This window comes from Roseivirga sp. UBA1976, assembly GCF_002336325.1.
GTDB lineage: Bacteria > Bacteroidota > Bacteroidia > Cytophagales > Cyclobacteriaceae > Roseivirga > Roseivirga thermotolerans.
The window spans coordinates 1-17385 of sequence record NZ_DDDQ01000017.1 but is presented as its reverse complement, the minus strand read 5'-3'; the positions used below and the strand labels follow the sequence as shown (position 1 = coordinate 17385).

At 44.3% G+C, this 17385-nt stretch carries 17 protein-coding genes; 10 read left to right on the top strand and 7 right to left on the bottom strand.

Annotation, left to right across the window (positions count from 1 at the left end):
* The 3 genes from B3763_RS01560 to B3763_RS01550 all read left to right on the top strand — a co-directional run.
* Positions 1 to 930: AMP-binding protein (locus B3763_RS01560; protein ID WP_286742917.1), on the top strand; the 930-nt coding region annotated here is incomplete at its 5' end.
* Positions 902 to 1615: a GDSL-type esterase/lipase family protein gene (locus B3763_RS01555; protein ID WP_286742914.1), complete on the top strand. Its 714-nt coding sequence runs from the start codon at positions 902 to 904 to the stop codon at positions 1613 to 1615. The genes B3763_RS01560 and B3763_RS01555, both read left to right, overlap by 29 nt.
* A 128-nt stretch (positions 1616 to 1743) precedes the next feature.
* Positions 1744 to 2919, top strand: a complete 1176-nt coding sequence (locus B3763_RS01550; RefSeq protein ID WP_286742912.1) for a hypothetical protein — start codon at positions 1744 to 1746, stop codon at positions 2917 to 2919.
* Positions 2920 to 2922: 3 nt separating this feature from the next.
* Here B3763_RS01550 and B3763_RS01545 read toward each other — a convergent pair whose 3' ends face one another.
* Entirely contained in the window at positions 2923 to 3543 is a 621-nt protein-coding gene (locus B3763_RS01545; RefSeq protein WP_189629875.1) for a trimeric intracellular cation channel family protein, read from the bottom strand.
* Between the two features lie 79 nt (positions 3544 to 3622).
* On the opposite strand from B3763_RS01545, the gene B3763_RS01540 reads away from it, so the two are divergent.
* Positions 3623 to 4204 carry a GNAT family N-acetyltransferase gene (locus B3763_RS01540; RefSeq protein ID WP_286742907.1) on the top strand — a complete coding sequence of 194 codons (582 nt, stop codon included), beginning with the start codon at positions 3623 to 3625 and terminating at the stop codon, positions 4202 to 4204.
* A 38-nt stretch (positions 4205 to 4242) separates the two neighbouring features.
* Positions 4243 to 4812, top strand: coding sequence for a uracil-DNA glycosylase family protein (locus tag B3763_RS01535; RefSeq protein ID WP_286742904.1), 570 nt, complete (start codon positions 4243 to 4245; stop codon positions 4810 to 4812).
* A gap of 74 nt (positions 4813 to 4886) precedes the next feature.
* Here the strand turns inward: B3763_RS01535 and B3763_RS01530 are convergent, their stop codons facing one another.
* Positions 4887 to 6413 (bottom strand): peptide MFS transporter, encoded by a 1527-nt coding sequence (locus B3763_RS01530; RefSeq protein ID WP_189629872.1) that lies wholly within the window; start codon positions 6411 to 6413, stop codon positions 4887 to 4889.
* Positions 6414 to 6634: 221 nt separating this feature from the next.
* On the opposite strand from B3763_RS01530, the gene pckA reads away from it, so the two are divergent.
* Positions 6635 to 8254: a phosphoenolpyruvate carboxykinase (ATP) gene (gene pckA / locus B3763_RS01525; RefSeq protein WP_189629871.1), complete on the top strand. Its 1620-nt coding sequence runs from the start codon at positions 6635 to 6637 to the stop codon at positions 8252 to 8254.
* 106 nt (positions 8255 to 8360) lie between these two features.
* Here the strand turns inward: pckA and B3763_RS01520 are convergent, their stop codons facing one another.
* The gene (locus B3763_RS01520; protein ID WP_286742898.1) at positions 8361 to 8960 is read right to left on the bottom strand and encodes a hypothetical protein; all 600 of its coding nucleotides are present in this window, start codon (positions 8958 to 8960) and stop codon (positions 8361 to 8363) included.
* A gap of 295 nt (positions 8961 to 9255) precedes the next feature.
* Between B3763_RS01520 and B3763_RS01515 the strand changes: the two genes are divergently transcribed.
* On the top strand, positions 9256 to 9711 hold the full coding sequence (locus tag B3763_RS01515; RefSeq protein ID WP_286742895.1) for a (2Fe-2S)-binding protein: 456 nt from the start codon (positions 9256 to 9258) through the stop codon (positions 9709 to 9711).
* 18 nt (positions 9712 to 9729) lie between these two features.
* Entirely contained in the window at positions 9730 to 11853 is a 2124-nt protein-coding gene (locus B3763_RS01510) for a xanthine dehydrogenase family protein molybdopterin-binding subunit (RefSeq protein WP_286742893.1), read from the top strand.
* A 275-nt stretch (positions 11854 to 12128) separates the two neighbouring features.
* Here the strand turns inward: B3763_RS01510 and B3763_RS01505 are convergent, their stop codons facing one another.
* The 4 genes from B3763_RS01505 to B3763_RS01490 all read right to left on the bottom strand — a co-directional run bounded on the left by B3763_RS01505 (position 12129) and on the right by B3763_RS01490 (position 15802).
* Entirely contained in the window at positions 12129 to 13436 is a 1308-nt protein-coding gene (locus B3763_RS01505) for a NupC/NupG family nucleoside CNT transporter (protein WP_286742891.1), read from the bottom strand.
* A 62-nt stretch (positions 13437 to 13498) separates the two neighbouring features.
* Positions 13499 to 14083 carry a bifunctional nuclease family protein gene (locus B3763_RS01500; protein ID WP_286742888.1) on the bottom strand — a complete coding sequence of 195 codons (585 nt, stop codon included), beginning with the start codon at positions 14081 to 14083 and terminating at the stop codon, positions 13499 to 13501.
* An 11-nt stretch (positions 14084 to 14094) separates the two neighbouring features.
* Positions 14095 to 15048: an electron transfer flavoprotein subunit alpha/FixB family protein gene (locus B3763_RS01495; protein WP_286742886.1), complete on the bottom strand. Its 954-nt coding sequence runs from the start codon at positions 15046 to 15048 to the stop codon at positions 14095 to 14097.
* Positions 15049 to 15064: 16 nt separating this feature from the next.
* The gene (locus tag B3763_RS01490; RefSeq protein WP_286742884.1) at positions 15065 to 15802 is read right to left on the bottom strand and encodes an electron transfer flavoprotein subunit beta/FixA family protein; all 738 of its coding nucleotides are present in this window, start codon (positions 15800 to 15802) and stop codon (positions 15065 to 15067) included.
* A gap of 156 nt (positions 15803 to 15958) precedes the next feature.
* On the opposite strand from B3763_RS01490, the gene B3763_RS01485 reads away from it, so the two are divergent.
* Both B3763_RS01485 and B3763_RS01480 read left to right on the top strand, forming a co-directional pair.
* Complete coding sequence (locus tag B3763_RS01485; protein WP_189629863.1) at positions 15959 to 16282, top strand: tetratricopeptide repeat protein; 324 nt, start codon at positions 15959 to 15961, stop codon at positions 16280 to 16282.
* 25 nt (positions 16283 to 16307) lie between these two features.
* Positions 16308 to 17240 (top strand): energy transducer TonB, encoded by a 933-nt coding sequence (locus tag B3763_RS01480; protein ID WP_286742879.1) that lies wholly within the window; start codon positions 16308 to 16310, stop codon positions 17238 to 17240.
* The last annotated feature ends 145 nt before the right edge of the window (positions 17241 to 17385 follow it).

Genomic DNA, 17385 nt, shown 5'->3' with positions numbered 1-17385 from the left:
GAAACATTCGCTGAAGATTTATCTTCCGTTCAGCCACATATATTCTTTGGTGTACCTCGTATTTGGCAAAAATTCCAGGAAAAGATTTTGGAGAAAATGCCACAGAAAAAGCTCGATCGCCTGCTTTCCCTTCCGCTAATTGGTGGCTTGGTAAAGAAGAAAATCAAGAAAAAACTGGGTCTTTCGGCATCAATGGCCAATTTTTCAGGAGCTGCTCCCATAGCCGTAAGCCTCAAGCAATGGTACGCCCGTCTGGACATAATCATTAACCAGGCCTACGGAATGACCGAAGACTGTATTCTCTCCCACTTTAACCTTCCCGGTCAAAACAAGTTTGGAACTGTTGGCAAACCACTTCCCGGGGTAGAATCCAAACTATCGGCTGAGGGTGAAATACTAATAAAGAGTAATTGCCTGATGAAAGGTTATTACAAAGAGCCTGAAAAGACTGCCGAAATGTTTACCGAAGATGGCTTCCTGAAAACCGGAGATATTGGCGAGTTCGATCACGATGGTTTTCTGAGCATTACCGGCCGGGTAAAAGACCAGTTCAAAACAGACAAAGGAAAATACATTTCACCTGCCCCCATAGAGCTTCAATTGCTTAAAAATTACGATGTAGACCAGGTATGCGTGGTAGGTACGGGTATTCCTCAGCCCATAGCTCTGATTGTACCTTCTGAAAGTGGGAAAAAGAAAAGCAAAGAAGAACTTAGCCAATCCGTTTGGCAGACTATAGAAGAGCTTAACCCCAGCCTTGAGGCATATGAAAAAATTGCCAAGGCGGTAATCATGAAAGAAATCTGGTCTGTAGAAAACGGCCTCATGACCCCTTCGCTCAAGGTAAAACGTAACCGGGTAGAAGCCCTCCATATGCCCATGTACCCTCAATGGTTCGATCATGAAGAGTCAGTGGTTTATGAAGCCTAAGCAATGGTTGGCAGGCAGTCTGTTTTTCTTCTGTTTATCGCAAAGTTTAGCACAGATTACCCACCAAAGGGTTTTCGACACGGTGCCCTACATTATGCATCACCACCAAAACAGACTAAAGCAGTTTGAGAAAGACCCTATGACCACCGGACAAATCATTTTTCTGGGCAATAGTATTACAGAAGGTGGCCAGTGGCAGGCTTATTTCCCAGACAGTAAAGTGCTCAATCGTGGCATAGGAGGCGACATCTCCTTTGGCATTATCAATCGACTCAGTGAAATCACAGAGCGTAAACCAAACAAGTTGTTTCTCTTAATTGGCATTAACGACATCGGCATGGATATTCCCGAGGCAGTCATTGCCAACAACATAGCAAAGATCATTCAACGAATACAAAGCGAAAGCCCTCGCACAAGAATAATCGTACAAAGCATACTCCCTGTAAATCCAGAGTTCGATGGGTTTCCTCAGCACTACGACAAACAATACAGAGTACTTATGACCAACCAGCTCCTATTTAAGGTTTGTGCTGAACATGAAGTAGAATTCCTTAATCTCTTTCCCTTCTTTCTGGACAATCGTCAGCGACTCAAATCCGAATTGACCTACGATGGTCTTCATTTAAATGAGGCTGGCTATGCCCTATGGGTGAAAATTCTCAAAAGTGAAGGGCTTATGGAATAGGCAGGGGCTGGTTCAAATCTGCCCCAGGCTAAGCAATTGTGGCCATCAAAGGCTTATGGATAAATAATTGAGACGCGGGCATAACAATCAATACGCAACATACTTAACTTTGCATTTTATAATAAACTATGCGCAATAACATCCTTATTGGCTGCCTTCTTCTAAGCAGCACCTTCAGCCTCTTAGCACAACAACCAACCTTTGAAGACCGAATGGTAAAACGAACGATAAACTGTTTCGACATTGCCCTCAATTCGGTTGAAATGCTGGAGTCTTATTTTGTAACCAGCGAGTTAGACTCTGCACAATTACTGCTCAACTTTTGGCAAGGCAAGTGTGGCCTTACCGAACCTGTATTTAGAGCAAAAACCATTCTATCACTCCATAATCAATCCTTTTCAGGAGAGCTTACACCGGCCATTATGGACTACCTTTCCAGTTATCAAACGAAAGTATATCTGGCAGCTGATGGGGTGGAGTTTAACAACTGGACAGCCTCTTATTTCGATTTTGTACCCATCAATGGAAGCTTCAACACGCTATTGGCGCGAATGGCCAAAAATGCAATAGGCCACTATGAACCCGGAAGCACCGAACATTTTCTAGCCTCCTATTATGGTTCCGATGAACCCTCTTTGCATGAAATGATGCGTTTGCCTACTTATCACCAATCGCCTATTAAGGGCGCTTATGATACCAAGGTTAGACAAATTGATGAAATGCTCAAGTTGCACTCTGGAATTTTGGGCGGATGGTGGATGCCTACCGGTGAAATGCAGGCCGTAGGCTCACACCCTAATATTGGCTTTTTTATTGGTGGCAAAAAAGGCAAGTCTACCCTAGACCTATCGGTTAGTTTTAAATTCCTCAATGCACCAAACGAATACACCGCCTATCGTAAAGAAGGTTTTGGCCTTGAGGTAAGTACGAGGCATTTTTTTGGAGGCTACTTTGGCATAGACTACAGCCGGGAGTTAATAGAGTGGAACAGAAATGAAGTGCTTATTCTTGCCGGTGCCGGCATCGATGGATTTGACGCTATTAAAGAGGATGAAGACAACGGCATTTCAGGGGAGAGTGTTTTCACCTACAATTTCAATGCAGGTTTGGGCTATAAATATAACCTGAGTCACAAGCAGTACCTCTCCCTGCAAGCCAAATATAACTTAACGGACTACGCGCTGAATGGTGTTGTAAACTATTCGGGCAATGCAATTACACTTTCCTTGATATGGGGCTTCTATACCAGTCCGCAAGCTGATAGTTTTTACTTTAAGAGAAAAAAGAACAGGCGCAAAAAGTAACCCTTACTTTACAGCCCTGAACGACCAGTTGTATACCACAGCCAGAATTCTGATAGTAATAATGATTGAAATGGTCACTATAATTCTGAAGTCATCATTAATGGCCGTTTGACCTAGCATAAGATATATTATCCCGCCCACCAGGCACACCGTAGCATAAACTTCCCGTCTGAATATTAGTGGAATTTCATTGACCAGAGTATCGCGCAAAACACCTCCAAAAACTGCGGAAATAGTACCCATCATAACCGCTACTATAGGAGACAGTCCAAGATCGAGTGTTTTTTGCAGGCCCAGAATGGTAAACAATCCAATACCAACGGAATCAAACAGAAACATGGTTTTGCGGAGCTTTTCAAAAATCCTTCTGAAAAATGCCGCTGCAAACATGCCGGAGGCAATTATAATGAGATAGTTAACATCTTGCATCCAGCCTACAGGCGTTGAACCAATGAGAACATCGCGCAGTGTGCCCCCTCCCACTGCCGTAACAAAAGCAATAACAGAGGCCCCAAAAAAATCCAGCTCTTTTTTAGCGGCCAACAGCCAACCACTGACGGCAAAGACAAATGTACCGGCCAGGTCAACATAATAAATTAGCTCCGCGCTGGAAAAGTCGTTCATGCCACGAAAGTACGCTGATTGTAATCATTTTAAAACTACCGCATTTTATCTTTACCTTAATCAGCCCTTTTTCTCCATAATGAAATCCGCAATATCTATCCGAATGGTTAAACTTAGCGATGCCGCTCCCATGCTAAGTATCTACAGCCCAATTGTTCAGGAAACCGCTACCTCCTTTGAACTGACTCCCCCACCTTTGGAGGAGTTTGAACAACGCATACTCACCTATGGGACAAAAGCCCCCTGGCTGGTGGCCGAAGAAAACGGAGTGGTAACAGGCTATGCCTATGCCACAGATCATCGGAGCCGCAAAGCCTACCAGTGGAACCAGGAAGTAACCGTATACGTGCATCCCAACCATCGGAACAAGGGCATAGCCCGCAAGCTGTACCTCCAGCTGCTACACATGTTGCAGGCCATGAACTATTGTAAGGCCATAGCAGTGATTACCGTTCCCAACCAGGCCAGTATCGGGTTTCATCAGGCATTGGGCTTTAGACACATTGGTGAAATGAAAAACGTTGGATACAAATTGGGCCGCTGGCATACTACCAGTTGGTGGGATTTGGATCTTCATCAGAGCGATGCCTCTCCTCAACCACTCAAATCGTTACAAGATATTTTATCGCAGTTTGGCTTTCAGGACTGGTCTATCAAATAGACGACCTATCGTTCCATAGCTTTTTACGATATTTCGTTATGCAAGACCTACTGGAACAAATAAGGAATTGTACACTTTGTGCAGAACATCTGCCTCTGGGCCCCAGGCCTGTGATTCGGGCCCATCGTTCTTCAAGAATACTTGTTATTGGGCAGGCTCCGGGAACAAGAGTACACGAAACCGGGATTCCCTGGAATGACCCTTCCGGTAAAAACCTGAGAAAATGGATGGGTGTAACCGATGAACAGTTTTATGACTCCGGTCTTTTTGCTATCGTCCCTATGGGTTTTTGCTATCCGGGAAAAGGCAAGTCGGGCGACCTTCCGCCCAGACCGGAGTGTGCCGCTGAATGGCATGAAAGGTTACTGGCAAAAATGCCAAACATAGAACTTACCCTGTTGATTGGCCAATATGCTCAAAGCTATTATCTGGAAGGAAGAAAGGAGAACCTCACTGAGACGGTGAGATCATTTAAAGAATACTTACCCAAGTACTTTCCGCTGGTTCATCCTTCTCCCAGAAATGGCATCTGGATGAGAAAGAATTTATGGTTTGAAGAAGAGGTATTACCAGTACTTCAGCATAGGGTTCAGCAGATTATAGAATAAAAAAAGCTGTTTCAATAGCCACTAACCTCATACGAGTTGCTATTAAAACAGCCTCTTTAGTAAAGACTCTATTCTTAATGCACGTTCTGCATCCAGCGATTCAACAATGGAGAAAGAATAAATACGATAAGTCCTGCACCAATGGCATATTGAGCAATCATCTCAAAACCTCCAATGTATACATCAAGCGAATCGAAACCTCTGATATCGGCATTATCGCTCTCTATGGCTAGTTTTTTACCAATAAACCCAACTACCTGAAAGGCAAAGGCACTAGAAAGGAACCAAACCCCCATCATAAAGGCCACTATTCGCTTGGGTGAAAGATCAGTAATTTTAGAAAGCCCCACGGGCGACATAAACAACTCACCCACCGAAAGTAAGAAGTACATTAACAGCAAATAAACAAATGGCACCATGCCGTTTTCATCGGCCGCACCACGACTTAAAGCCAACACATAGAAACTCACTCCGGCCAGGAGCAATCCCATTCCAAACTTATATGGAGTTCTGGGGTTCTTCTTCTTTTTGGCCAATGAGGTCCATAGCAAAGAAATAGGAATGGAAAGGAAAATAATGAACATGGAGTTCAGCGAGTTGGTCTGAGCGGCATCAATAATAGACAAGTTCACGTTCCTGTCGGCAAACAAGGTAATTACGCTCCCTGAAAGCTCATGAAAACCCCAGAAAACCGTCATAAAAAGGGTAATAAATAGCGCCACAGCCAGTTTCTTTCTTTCAGAAGGTGTGGCCTGATAAATAATGAAGGCCATGTATAACAAAATGGCTATACCTATTCCTTTGAAGAGGATGTTTACAAAGTTTTGGTCGCCAAAGAATGACTCTCCTCCCAAAACAGGCTCATAAGAAGCCAGCATAAGTGCAATAAACGGTGCCGCCAAAAAGGATAGTACAGGAACAAGCACCTTTTTCTTAAGTCCCAGCACCGGCTTATTGAGACCCTCCTCACTTGGGGGCAATCCCTTATCTCCAAAAATTCCACTTTTCAATCCAGACCAGAAAAAGGCCAAGCCGGTTAACATTCCAATACCGGCCAAGCCAAAGCCATAGTGCCAGCCGTATTCTCTACCGAGCCATCCGCAAAGAATGGGAGCTATAAAGCCACCAATGTTGATTCCCATATAGAAAATGGTGAACCCTGAGTCTTTTCGCACATCTCCATCTTTGTAGAGTGCTCCCACAAAGGTGGAAATATTGGGTTTAAAGAACCCGTTGCCCACTACAATGAAAGCCAGTGCTAAAAAGAAAGCCATGTCATTTTCAATGGCCAAAACAAAATGTCCTAAAGCCATGAGAATACCTCCAAGCATAATGGAACGCCTAAAGCCTAAAAGCTTATCAGAAATTCTACCTCCTACCACGGTAGAGGCATATACCAACGAACCATAAGAAGAATAAACGGCTGCAGCAGCCAAATCTCGGGTGGCAAGCGCTTCAAAAATTTCGTTCACCATATATAAGGTGAGCAAGGCGCGCATTCCATAAAAACTGAATCGTTCCCACAGCTCAGCAAAGAACAGATAGAATAACCCTTTCGGGTGGCCGAGCATCTCCGGCTCTTGACTTCTCAATTCTGACATAGTTGTTTTAGTTAGTTTTACAGCAAAGTTTCCAATCTACGACCGTCCATAAGATATTACAAGCCATTTCACACAAATGAGGCCACATTTTAGCCTAAAGGGAGCTTACTTCGGCTCCTTGTGATGTTAAAATGTAATTGTCGGCAAATAATGCATTAATTTCGAGCGCGATACTTACTTTTGCAAACGATTTCATAAACAAGGAAATTAAGCCTAAAATCATGTTAGAAACTGGAATAAAATCCAACAAAGCAGGCCTGGAAGCGGCAGGCATTAAAAAAGTTAAAGAAGCACACTGGAACCTCAGCCAAACCGAACTGATTGAGGAGTCTATCAAAAACGGTGAAGGCCACTTAACCGACACCGGTGCTTTAATGTGTGACACAGGAAAATTTACCGGAAGATCTCCAAAAGACCGGTTCATTGTAAGAGATGAACTAACAGAAGACAAAGTGTGGTGGGGCGATATCAACATTGGTATTTCGCCTGAATCGTTCGACCGCATTTACAACAAAATGATCAGCCATCTGGAAGACAAAAAAGTCTACGTGCGCGATGCTTACGCAGGAGCTGACAAAACCCACCGTCTAAAACTCAGGGTAATCAACACCCTTGCCTGGCACAACCTATTCTGCTATAACATGTTCATTAGGCCGGAAGGATATAAACTTGCCGACTTTGAGCCCAACTTCACCATTATTTGCTGCCCCGAATTTGAGGCAGACCCTGAAACTGATGGCACCAGACAAAGCAACTTTGCCATTGTAAACTTTACCAAAAGAATGATCCTGATTGGGGGCACCCAGTATTCGGGAGAAATGAAAAAAGGTATTTTCTCAGTACTCAACTTCTTGTTGCCAACAGTAGATGGTGTGCTACCAATGCACTGTTCGGCCAATATGGGAATTGACAAAAGAGATACGGCCATCTTCTTCGGGCTGTCGGGCACAGGTAAAACCACCCTTTCGGCAGACCCTAACCGACTGTTGATTGGTGACGATGAGCACGGCTGGACCGAAAAGAACGTGTTTAACTTTGAAGGTGGTTGCTATGCCAAAGCCATAGACCTTACCGAAGAAAATGAACCCGATATTTTCAGGGCTATTAAATATGGTGCTATTGTAGAAAACACCCGTTTCCATAAAGGCACTCGCACGGTAGACTACAGCAACACCTCAGTAACTGAAAATACCAGGGTATCGTATCCTATCGACCACATTAACAATATTGCAGTTCCTTCTATTGGTGGCATTCCAAAAAACATCTTCTTCCTTACTTGCGATGCCTTTGGTGTAATGCCTCCTATTTTGCGTTTGAACAAAGGGCAAGCCATGTACCACTTTATCTCAGGTTATACTTCTAAAGTAGCCGGTACAGAGGCAGGAGTTACCGAACCTACCCCGGTATTCTCGGCCTGCTTTGGAGCTCCGTTTATGCCACTTCACCCAACCGCCTATGCAGAAATGCTCGGAAAGAAAATGGATGAGCACGGAGTAAATGTTTGGCTCATTAATACCGGTTGGACCGGAGGCCCTTACGGAGTTGGTTCAAGAATTAAACTGAGATATACCCGTGCCATGATATCGGCCGCACTTTCGGGCGTATTGGACAACGTGGGTTACAGAAAACACTCCATTTTTGGAGCCGAAATTCCAATGACCTGTCCTGATGTACCAAGCGAACTGCTTAGTGCCAGAGAAACATGGAAAAACGATAAAGGCTTCTACGAAACTTCTAACAAGCTGGCGCGCATGTTCCAGAACAACTTTAAGAAGTTTGAGTCTTTTGCCAACGAAGAGATCATGGCAGGAGGCCCACAGCCTAGAACAGATTATGCTTAACAGCACTCACCTTCAACCTCAATACAAAAAAACCCAGCCGTCCGCTGGGTTTTTTTCTTGGCCTCACAGCCAATCCGACACTACTATTGATTATTAAGTATTAATCCTACGCTTCAGCGCTCTTAACCAATTCCAATTGATTCAGAGCAGTTTGTAATTCCCTTTTTAGTTTAATCTGCTTCTCAGTAGCCTGAAACCGCTGGTTGCGATAATCTTCCACAATCTTTGAATAGGCGCTCTTAACACGCTTCACTACTCCACACACATGACGAATACGACCATACATTATGACCAGACACAGGCACAACAAAACCACCAGCGACCAAACAAATATGCTGTAAGTAGCTTTCTTCATATCCATCCCTAAAAATCCGATCATATCGGCACGAGACTCTGCTGTAGCCAAAGTGTTGGCCAATTGCTCGCTTTCTGCTCTCAGTTGCAACACCGTAGCTTGCATAGATTGGGTTTGTTCGGTCAGATCTGCCAGGCTTTGCCTATAGTGGCTCAGACTATCTTGCATGGCATGTTTAAACCGTCTGAGGTCGCTCGTTCTGATTACCTTATAGTCCTGATAAGTTTCTGCCCGATCGAGTAAAGACTCAAGGGTTTCGTTCAATGATTTATCGATTTGTGCGTGTCCACCTGTTGGGAAAATGATGGCCAATACAGCCACACAAAGGGTGAGTAGTTTCAATCGTTTCATCGTACAATGTTTAGGTGTAACAGCTTCCAAATTAATGAATGAAAAAACAACCTGTAACATTCTGGGGTACAAAGCATTTTTCTACCCTTATCATTCAAAAAACCTTGTTAAAACTGCGCCACCGGAAACCTGCTGCCAGTATTCGATAAGCTCTTCTGTCTATTTGCTTTGGTAGGCAAAAGTCGGCCATTCGTCTTTTTAAAATCAGCATATGTCCAATTACCAGCCGAAGCTGTGAGTTTGAATGGGAAAAGCTTATATTCAATGACTCATTTAACTCCAAAAAATCATTGATATGGCAAGTTATACGCTCAAAATAAACGGTAAGCAGCGAACTGTTGAAGCAGACGCAGATATGCCCATGTTATGGGTGCTTCGCGATCTGGTGGATTTAAGAGGCACCAAGTACGGATGCGGCATTGGCCAGTGCGGTGCCTGCACCATTCATTTGAACGGTAATGCTGTGCGTTCTTGCCAATTACCGGTATCGGCTATTGGCGAAGCAGAAATAACCACCATAGAGGGTTTATCTGAAAAAGGAGATCATCCGCTTCAGAAAGCATGGAAGCAGCACGATGTGCCTCAGTGTGGCTATTGCCAGGCTGGGCAAATAATGACAGCTGCAGCTTTGCTGAACCGTAATTCACGACCATCGGCTTCTGAAATTGCCGATGCCTCCCATGGCAATATTTGCCGATGCGGAACCTACAATAAAATAAAAGCCGCCATTGCCACGGCCGCAGAAATGTAATCCAAAACCAGAAACAACATGACACTTATAAAGACTAAAATAGACAGAAGGTCATTCTTAAAAAGCTCTGCCCTTGCCGGTGGTGGTCTAATGATTGGATTTGCATGGGGGTGCAACCCGGCAGAGGCCACCAAAGAAGCACCAACCGCCTGGTTCGATATCAATTCATTCATTACCATTGCCGACAATGGTGATGTCACCATTTTGTCACCCAATCCGGAAATTGGCCAAAATGTGAAGACATCAATGCCAATGATTGTGGCCGAAGAGTTAGATGTAAACTGGGCCGATGTGATTGTTAAGCAAGCCCCTTTAAGTACAGCCTTTCAGCGACAAGTTGCCGGTGGTAGCCAGTCTATCCGTTCTAGTTGGAATATCCTACGTACGGCTGGTGCTAGTGCCCGTCATTTACTATTAGAGGCAGCCGCTCAGGAATGGGGAGTTTCAGCTTCTTCGTTAAGAACAGAAAATGGTTATGTATATAATGGTTCAAAGAAACTGTCTTATGGTCATTTGGCGTCTAAAGCAGCACAATTTGAGATTCCTGAAGAAGTTCCTCTCAAAGACCCCAAAGACTTTAAAATAATAGGCCAAAGCAAAACCAATGTAGACTTGGACCAAATAGTTACAGGCAAACCTCTATTTGGAATTGATACCCGAAAAGAAGGAATGGTTTATGCTGCCGCGGTGAGACCACCTGCCTTTGGTACTGAGCTTGAGTCGTTCGATGATTCTGAAGCGCGAAAGGTAAATGGTGTATTGGATGTGGTACAGTTCGGAGATAAAATTGCCGTAGTAGCCACCAATACCTGGGCCGCCATTAAAGGTAAAAAGGCCATTAAAGCCAACTGGAAAAAAGCGGGAAATCTGGAAAGCACTACTGATCACGATAAGGAGTTATCGCGGTTGTTGGATGTGGCCAGCAAGGAAAGCTTAAAACGAGAAGATGGTAACATTTCCCAAGCCTTTAAATCGGCTGATGGTGTACTGGAACGAGTTTATGAAGCCCCCTTCCTTCCTCACAACACCATGGAGCCAATGAACTTCTTTGCTAATGTTACAGACAGCAAAGTAGAAATGGAAGGCCCTATTCAAACCCCACAATGGACACAAAGCAATGTGGCCAATGCGCTGGGGCGCAAAACTGAAGAAATTTCTATAGCCATGACTCGCATGGGTGGTGGCTTTGGCCGAAGGCTTTATGGCGATTTTGCGGTGGAGGCCGCTCAAATTTCTGACAAAATAAGAAAGCCCGTTCAACTTATTTTTACCCGCGAAGACGACATGACTGCCGGAACTTACCGTCCGGCATCCAAATACAAATTCAGGGCAGCCTATAAAAATGGCCAGGTGGTAGGCTACCACCTTACCGGAGCAGGTATACAAATGGGCGACTCTACCCGCTCCAACTGGTTTCCTGCCGGAGGCATTGAAAACTACAGAGTAGACTCTCATAATGTTAGAAGTAATATTACTACAGGAGCATGGAGAGCCCCTATAACCAATTTCCTGGCCATGGCCGAACAAGCCTTCTTTGATGAATTGGCTGGCGAGATGGGGGTTGATGCTGTTCAGTTGAGGCTCGATATACTTGAGCGTGCCAAAAACAACCCGGTGGGTTCCATAGACTATGAACCTGAGAAAATGATTGGGGTAATAAAACTGGCGGCTGAAAAAGGAGGCTGGAACAATGGCGATGCCGGCATAGCCAAAGGCTTTAGCGCCTACTACTCGCACAACACCTATGTGGCCGAAGTTGCACATATGAGCCAGGTCAACGGTCAGCCAAAGCTTGATAAAGTGACCGTAGCCGTAGATTGCGGCATAGTAGTAAACCCTGAAGCAGCCATTAATCAGGTTCAAGGGGGTGTGGTAGATGGTATAGGCCACGCCATGTATGGAGACTTTGCCTTTGTAGATGGTAGACCACAAGCCGACAATTTTGATAAGTTTAGGCTTATACGCATGAAAGAAGCACCGGATGTTGAGGTACATTTTGTACCCGGCACTAACCACCCGACAGGTTTGGGAGAACCTTCTTTGCCGCCTGCAGGTGGAGCCTTGGCCAATGCCATTGCCAAAGCTACGGGAAGAAGGGTTTACAAAATTCCTTTCGTGCAACAAGACATAGCCTTAGGATAATCATATCTCATTGATGAAACAGAAAAGGGGCTGTCTCAAAATCTAGGTGGGCGTCACCCAGAACTTACCTGCGGCCAAGGCAGGCAAGTTCTGGGTGTTCATATCGCTCATTGACGAACTTATGGATTCTGAAATGAACCTGCCTTTAGGTAGCCAAGTTCAGAATGAAGGGTTTTGAGGCTTTTGAGACCTCCTCTTTCTTATATCTCTGCCGCCATACACCAGCGGCTGTTTATGTCAAGATAATATAAGGCGGCCAAGCAACTCAAACTCATTTAACCGAACAGTGCTCCGGCAATAGTCGCAGTCATCATTGTGGCCAAAGTAGCCGCCATGAGGGCTCGTAACCCAAGCTTCGAAAGGTCTGATTGCCTTTCCGGTGCCATCCCCCCTATACCTCCAATTTGAATGGCAATGGAAGAAAAGTTGGCAAAGCCACACAAGGCATAAGTAGATATTACAATGGCTTTTTGGCTAAGTACTCCATCGGCCTTCATTTCGGCCAGGCTCAGGTAAGCCACAAACTCATTGATTACAGTCTTTTGCCCAATTAGGCTTCCAACCTGCAAAGTCTCTTGCCATTCAACCCCCATTGCAAATGCAAATAGCCTGAACACCTGCCCAAGTATATACTGCAAACTAAATCCGTTGAAAACTCCTCCGGTACTTTCAACCACATAAGCATTGAGCCCGGTCAGTTCGCCAATACCGTCAACCAATATCCAATTGAGGGTATATATTACAGCAATAAAGGCTAAAAGCATGGCGCCAATATTGGCTGCTAATTTAAGTCCGTCACTGGCACCTCCGGCCAGAGCGTCAATAACATTCACCCCTATCTGATCTTTACTTACTCGCAGTTCAGTATCTACCTCTTCTTCCTCAGGCATGAAAATCTTGGCCATAAGAATTGCGGCCGGAGCATTCATTATAGAAGCGCTCAGCAAATAAGTAGCAAACTGAGCCTGTTGCTCGGGGTCACTTCCCCCTAAAAAAGAAACATATGCCCCTAATACAGAGCCTGCAATTGTGGCCATACCGCCCGTCATTAAACAGAGCAGTTCTGACTTAGTCATTTTACCAATAAAGGGTTTCACCAGAAGTGGTGCTTCCGTTTGACCCAGAAATACATTGCCGGCAGCCGACATAGACTCAGCCCCTGAGAGTCTCATGGTTTTAGCCATAACCCAGGCAAACACATACACTATCTTTTGCAAAATACCCAGGTAGTATAAGCCAGCTGTTATGGCCGAAAAGAAAATTACAGTGGGTAGTGCCTGAAAAACAAAAAGAAAACCAAGGCTGTGACGGGCGTCTTCTACGGAGTCACTGTTTTTAGCCAAATCTCCATATAGAAATTCGGCTCCATTAAGGGCAAAACTGAGGAAAGAAACAAAGCCTTCACTTATCAGCTTAAAGATATTCTGTACAAACCCTACCTCAGAGATAAGCAAGGCAATGACCACCTGCATGGTCAGGCCCACTCCTACTAATCGCCAGCTAATGGCTTTTTTATTCCCTGACAATAAATAGGCTATCCCTATGAGAATAGCCAGTCCTAATACTGCTCTTAATACGTCCATTATATTCTAAACCATCTCAGAACTGACTTTTCGGGTAGCCAGCATCTTCAACGATGTTCCGGTTAACTTCTTCGGTTGATCTCGTCTCTTATCTTTGCTGCCCGCTCATAGTCTTCGGCTTTCAATGCTTCATCCAGCATCTCATTCAACTTATCGATAGTAAAGTCCTGAAGCCGATCACCTTTTTTTTCTACAACCACGGGTTCATCTTGCTCTTCGACAATCTCCTCATCGTCTGTCAGTATTATACCGGCCTCGGCCAATACTGACTCATAGGTATAAAAAGGAACGCCAAACCGAATACCTATAGCAATAGCATCAGAGGGTCTAGAGTCTACTTCCATGGTTCTGGCCCCATCGGTACAGACAATCTTAGCAAAAAATATCCCCTCCTTTAAATCGGAAATAATCACTTCGGTAATCTCGTAATTAAAGGCATGGGCAAACGACTTAAACAAGTCGTGCGTCATGGGGCGGTTGGGGGTGATTTTTTCAATTTCTAGTGCAATGGCCTGAGCTTCAAACATGCCAATAATAATTGGCAGTCTTCTTTCGCCATCTACTTCTCCTAAAACAAGGGCAAACGAGCCAGTCGATTGCGACTGACTCGATGACAATCCTAAAATTTCAATCTTTACTTTTTCCAAGATAAAAAAGTCTAAGCGAGCGCCTTTTTAAGTGCTTCGTTGAGCTTTGGCAATACTTCAAACGCGTCTCCAACAATGCCATAGTCTGCGGCTTTGAAGAATGGCGCTTCTTCGTCTTTGTTAATCACTACAATATACTTAGAAGAATTGACTCCTGCTAGGTGCTGTATGGCTCCGGAAATCCCAACGGCTATGTATAGCGAAGGGCTAACTTTAACTCCGGTTTGGCCAACGTGTTCATGGTGAGGCCTCCAGTCCATATCAGAAACAGGTTTGGAGCAACCGGTGGCAGCTCCCAAAGTTTTGGCCAAATCTTCAATGATACCCCAGTTTTCAGGCCCCTTAAGACCTCTACCGCCTGAAACCACTATATCAGCTTCTGGCAGCAACACATCACCTTCGGCTTTATCGGTAGCGGTTATTTTCGCATTGAACAAAGCATCATCCAGGCTTACTGAGAAGGCCTCCACATCGGCCGGCCCACCATCGGTTTTCAATTCAATGGCGTTTTTCTTGATGGCCAGAATTTTCTTGTCGGTGGTAATGCTGGTATTGGCAAAAGCCTTACCGGTATATATGCTTCTTTTCACCACAAACCCATTGGAAGTATCGGGCAAAGCCACCACGTTAGACACAAGACCTGCACCCAGCTTTGCGGCTACTCTTCCTACCACGGCATCGGCCAAAGACGACTTGGCGGTTACAATAATTGTAGCTTCTGTGGAATTTGCCGCAGCGGCCAATACCTCAGCATATGGCTGAATTAGACCCGCATTGAGCCGCTCGTCAGATACATGAAGCACTTTAGAAGCTCCATTGGCTCCTGCTGTGGCCAATTCATCGGCACTGGCAGACCCCAAAGCAACGGCTGTTGTATTGCCTAAAGCTGCCGCATATGATATAGCCTCGCGTGAAGATTTTTTGATTTTACCTTCTTCTAACTCTATAAATACTAATACTGACATTTCTTTTGCTTTTGGGTTATATCACTTTGGCTTCATTCTTCAACAAATCTACCAACTCCTCCACGTTGTCGGCATCGATCATCTTCACGGCTCCTTTGGCCGGAGGCAGCTCGTATTTACTCAATTGGCTGTGTACTGTAGCATCAGTAGGCTCAACCACATTGAGCGGTTTTGTTCTGGCCGACATAATCCCCCTCATATTGGGTATTTTCCATTCGGCAATGGGCTCCTGACAACCGGCAACAAAAGGCAGGCTCACTTCCAGTTTCTCTTTACCACCTTCTATTTCACGGGTTATTTTAGCATTAGTACCCTCCACATCGAGTTGCATTACGGGAGAAAACGAAGGCAATCCCAGTAGTTCTCCAACCATTCCGTGAACCATTCCTCCATTAAAGTCTATCGACTCACGTCCCATCAAAATCAGGTCGTATTCACCTTGCTTGGCTACTGCGGCTATTTGGTTGGCTACAAAAAAAGAGTCTGAAGGGAAGGCATTTACCCTTACCGCCTCATCGGCACCAATAGCCAAAGCCTTTCGTATGGTTGGCTCTGTTTCTGCTTCTCCAACGTTCAACACTGTTATTTTTCCTCCATGCTGTTCCTTTAGCTCAACAGCTCTTGCCAACGCGTAGTCATCGTAAGGGCCAATAATGAATTGAACCCCGTTTTTATCGAATTCTGTATTGTCGTTGGTAAAAGCAATGCGAGAGGTGGTATCCGGAACATGTGTAATACAAACGAGTATGTTCATGCTTGCTTTATAGTTTAATGATTTTATAATTCAACCCCACGTTAGCCTAAGTGTTCAGAAAAATGGAGCTAATCGGAAAGGTTTAAAACCCAAGGTTATCCTTAAATTTGCCCCGAAGATAGTCAATAATGAAGTAAATAAAAACGAGGCGAAAAGATGAATAGCGGGCGAATAGAACTCCTCCAAAAGTATATTGAGCAAGAACCAAACGAACCCTTTAACTACTATGCTCTGGCCAATGAATATATGGCTTCTGATGCCCCGAAAGCATTGAATATACTGCTAAAGGTGCTCAGCGATTTTCCTGACTATTTGCCCACTTACTATCAGGCAGCGCAACTTCTGACACAGTTAGAACAGGAAGAAAAAGCGCTGGAAGTTTATGAAGACGGTATTGCCCTGGCTAAAATTCAGGGCAACCATAAAATACTAAACGAATTAAATTCGGCTTATCAGAATTTATTATTCGAGATGGATTAGTTTAGCTCCTTTAAATAACTGATCTATGCGCACACTTATTCTTTCGGGAGTTTGCCTCCTTTTGTCTTTTAACCTCTTTTCTCAAGCCAACGACACCACATACTATTCGGCATATCATGTACATCTTGATTATTCAGAAAAAGAACATGCGGCATACTATGAGCTAAACAATGGTAAAAACAGAGAAGGCAAAGTAGATCGCTTTTTCCCTAGTCATGAGCCCTACGGTTATGCCCATTACAAACAGAATATCTTAGAGGGCTTTAGCCGAACTCTGTTTAAAAATGGTCGGCTAAAAGAGGAAGGAAACCATAGCAAGCTTACCAAAATCGGTGTTTGGAAGCTTGGTTTTGAAAATGGTCAATCCTTTGCAACTCTCGAGTTTGGGGGCGACAATAGCTCCAATCTTTATACCGTAATTAGTTTATTAGATTCTCTTGGAAATACTTTAGTAAAAGATGGATCTGGTTTTTATAAGGGACCCGAACCGTTTAATATGGAAGCGACAATTGAGGGAGAATTCAGGTCGGGTATTAAAGTGGGTGAATGGGTAAGAAAAAAAGAGGGCCGCACGCTCGATAAAGAGAACTATTCTGAATTAGGTGAGTTTGTTTCGGGCACCAGTTGGGACAAAGAGGGCAATATATATCACTACACAGAAAGGGAGGTTCAAGCAGAATATGTAGGAGGCGTGGAGGGTTGGCACAAACACTTGCAACGAAACTTGAAGTACCCGAAAAAGGCTAAAAGGAATAATATTGAGGGGGCTGTGTTTCTTTCGTTTATAGTAGATAAAAACGGTGAGGTGAGTAATGTGGAAGTGCTTAAAGGCATAGGGTATGGCTGTGATGAAGAAGCTATAAGAGTAGTTGAAAGCTCTAAATGGCTACCCGGTTTACAAAGAGGGCAACCCGTGAAGTCAAGAATGGCCTTCCGAATTGTATTTAGGCTTCGCTAAGAGGTATTTTCTACACCTCAATTCATTTTCCGTAGTAGCGATCTCACATAAAAGTAACCTGAGTTCGATGTAAGAAAAGAACGTCATGCCGGAAAAACAGGCCTTAAACTCTCAAAAAGGGCTGTTTTATCCGGTATCTCAACAG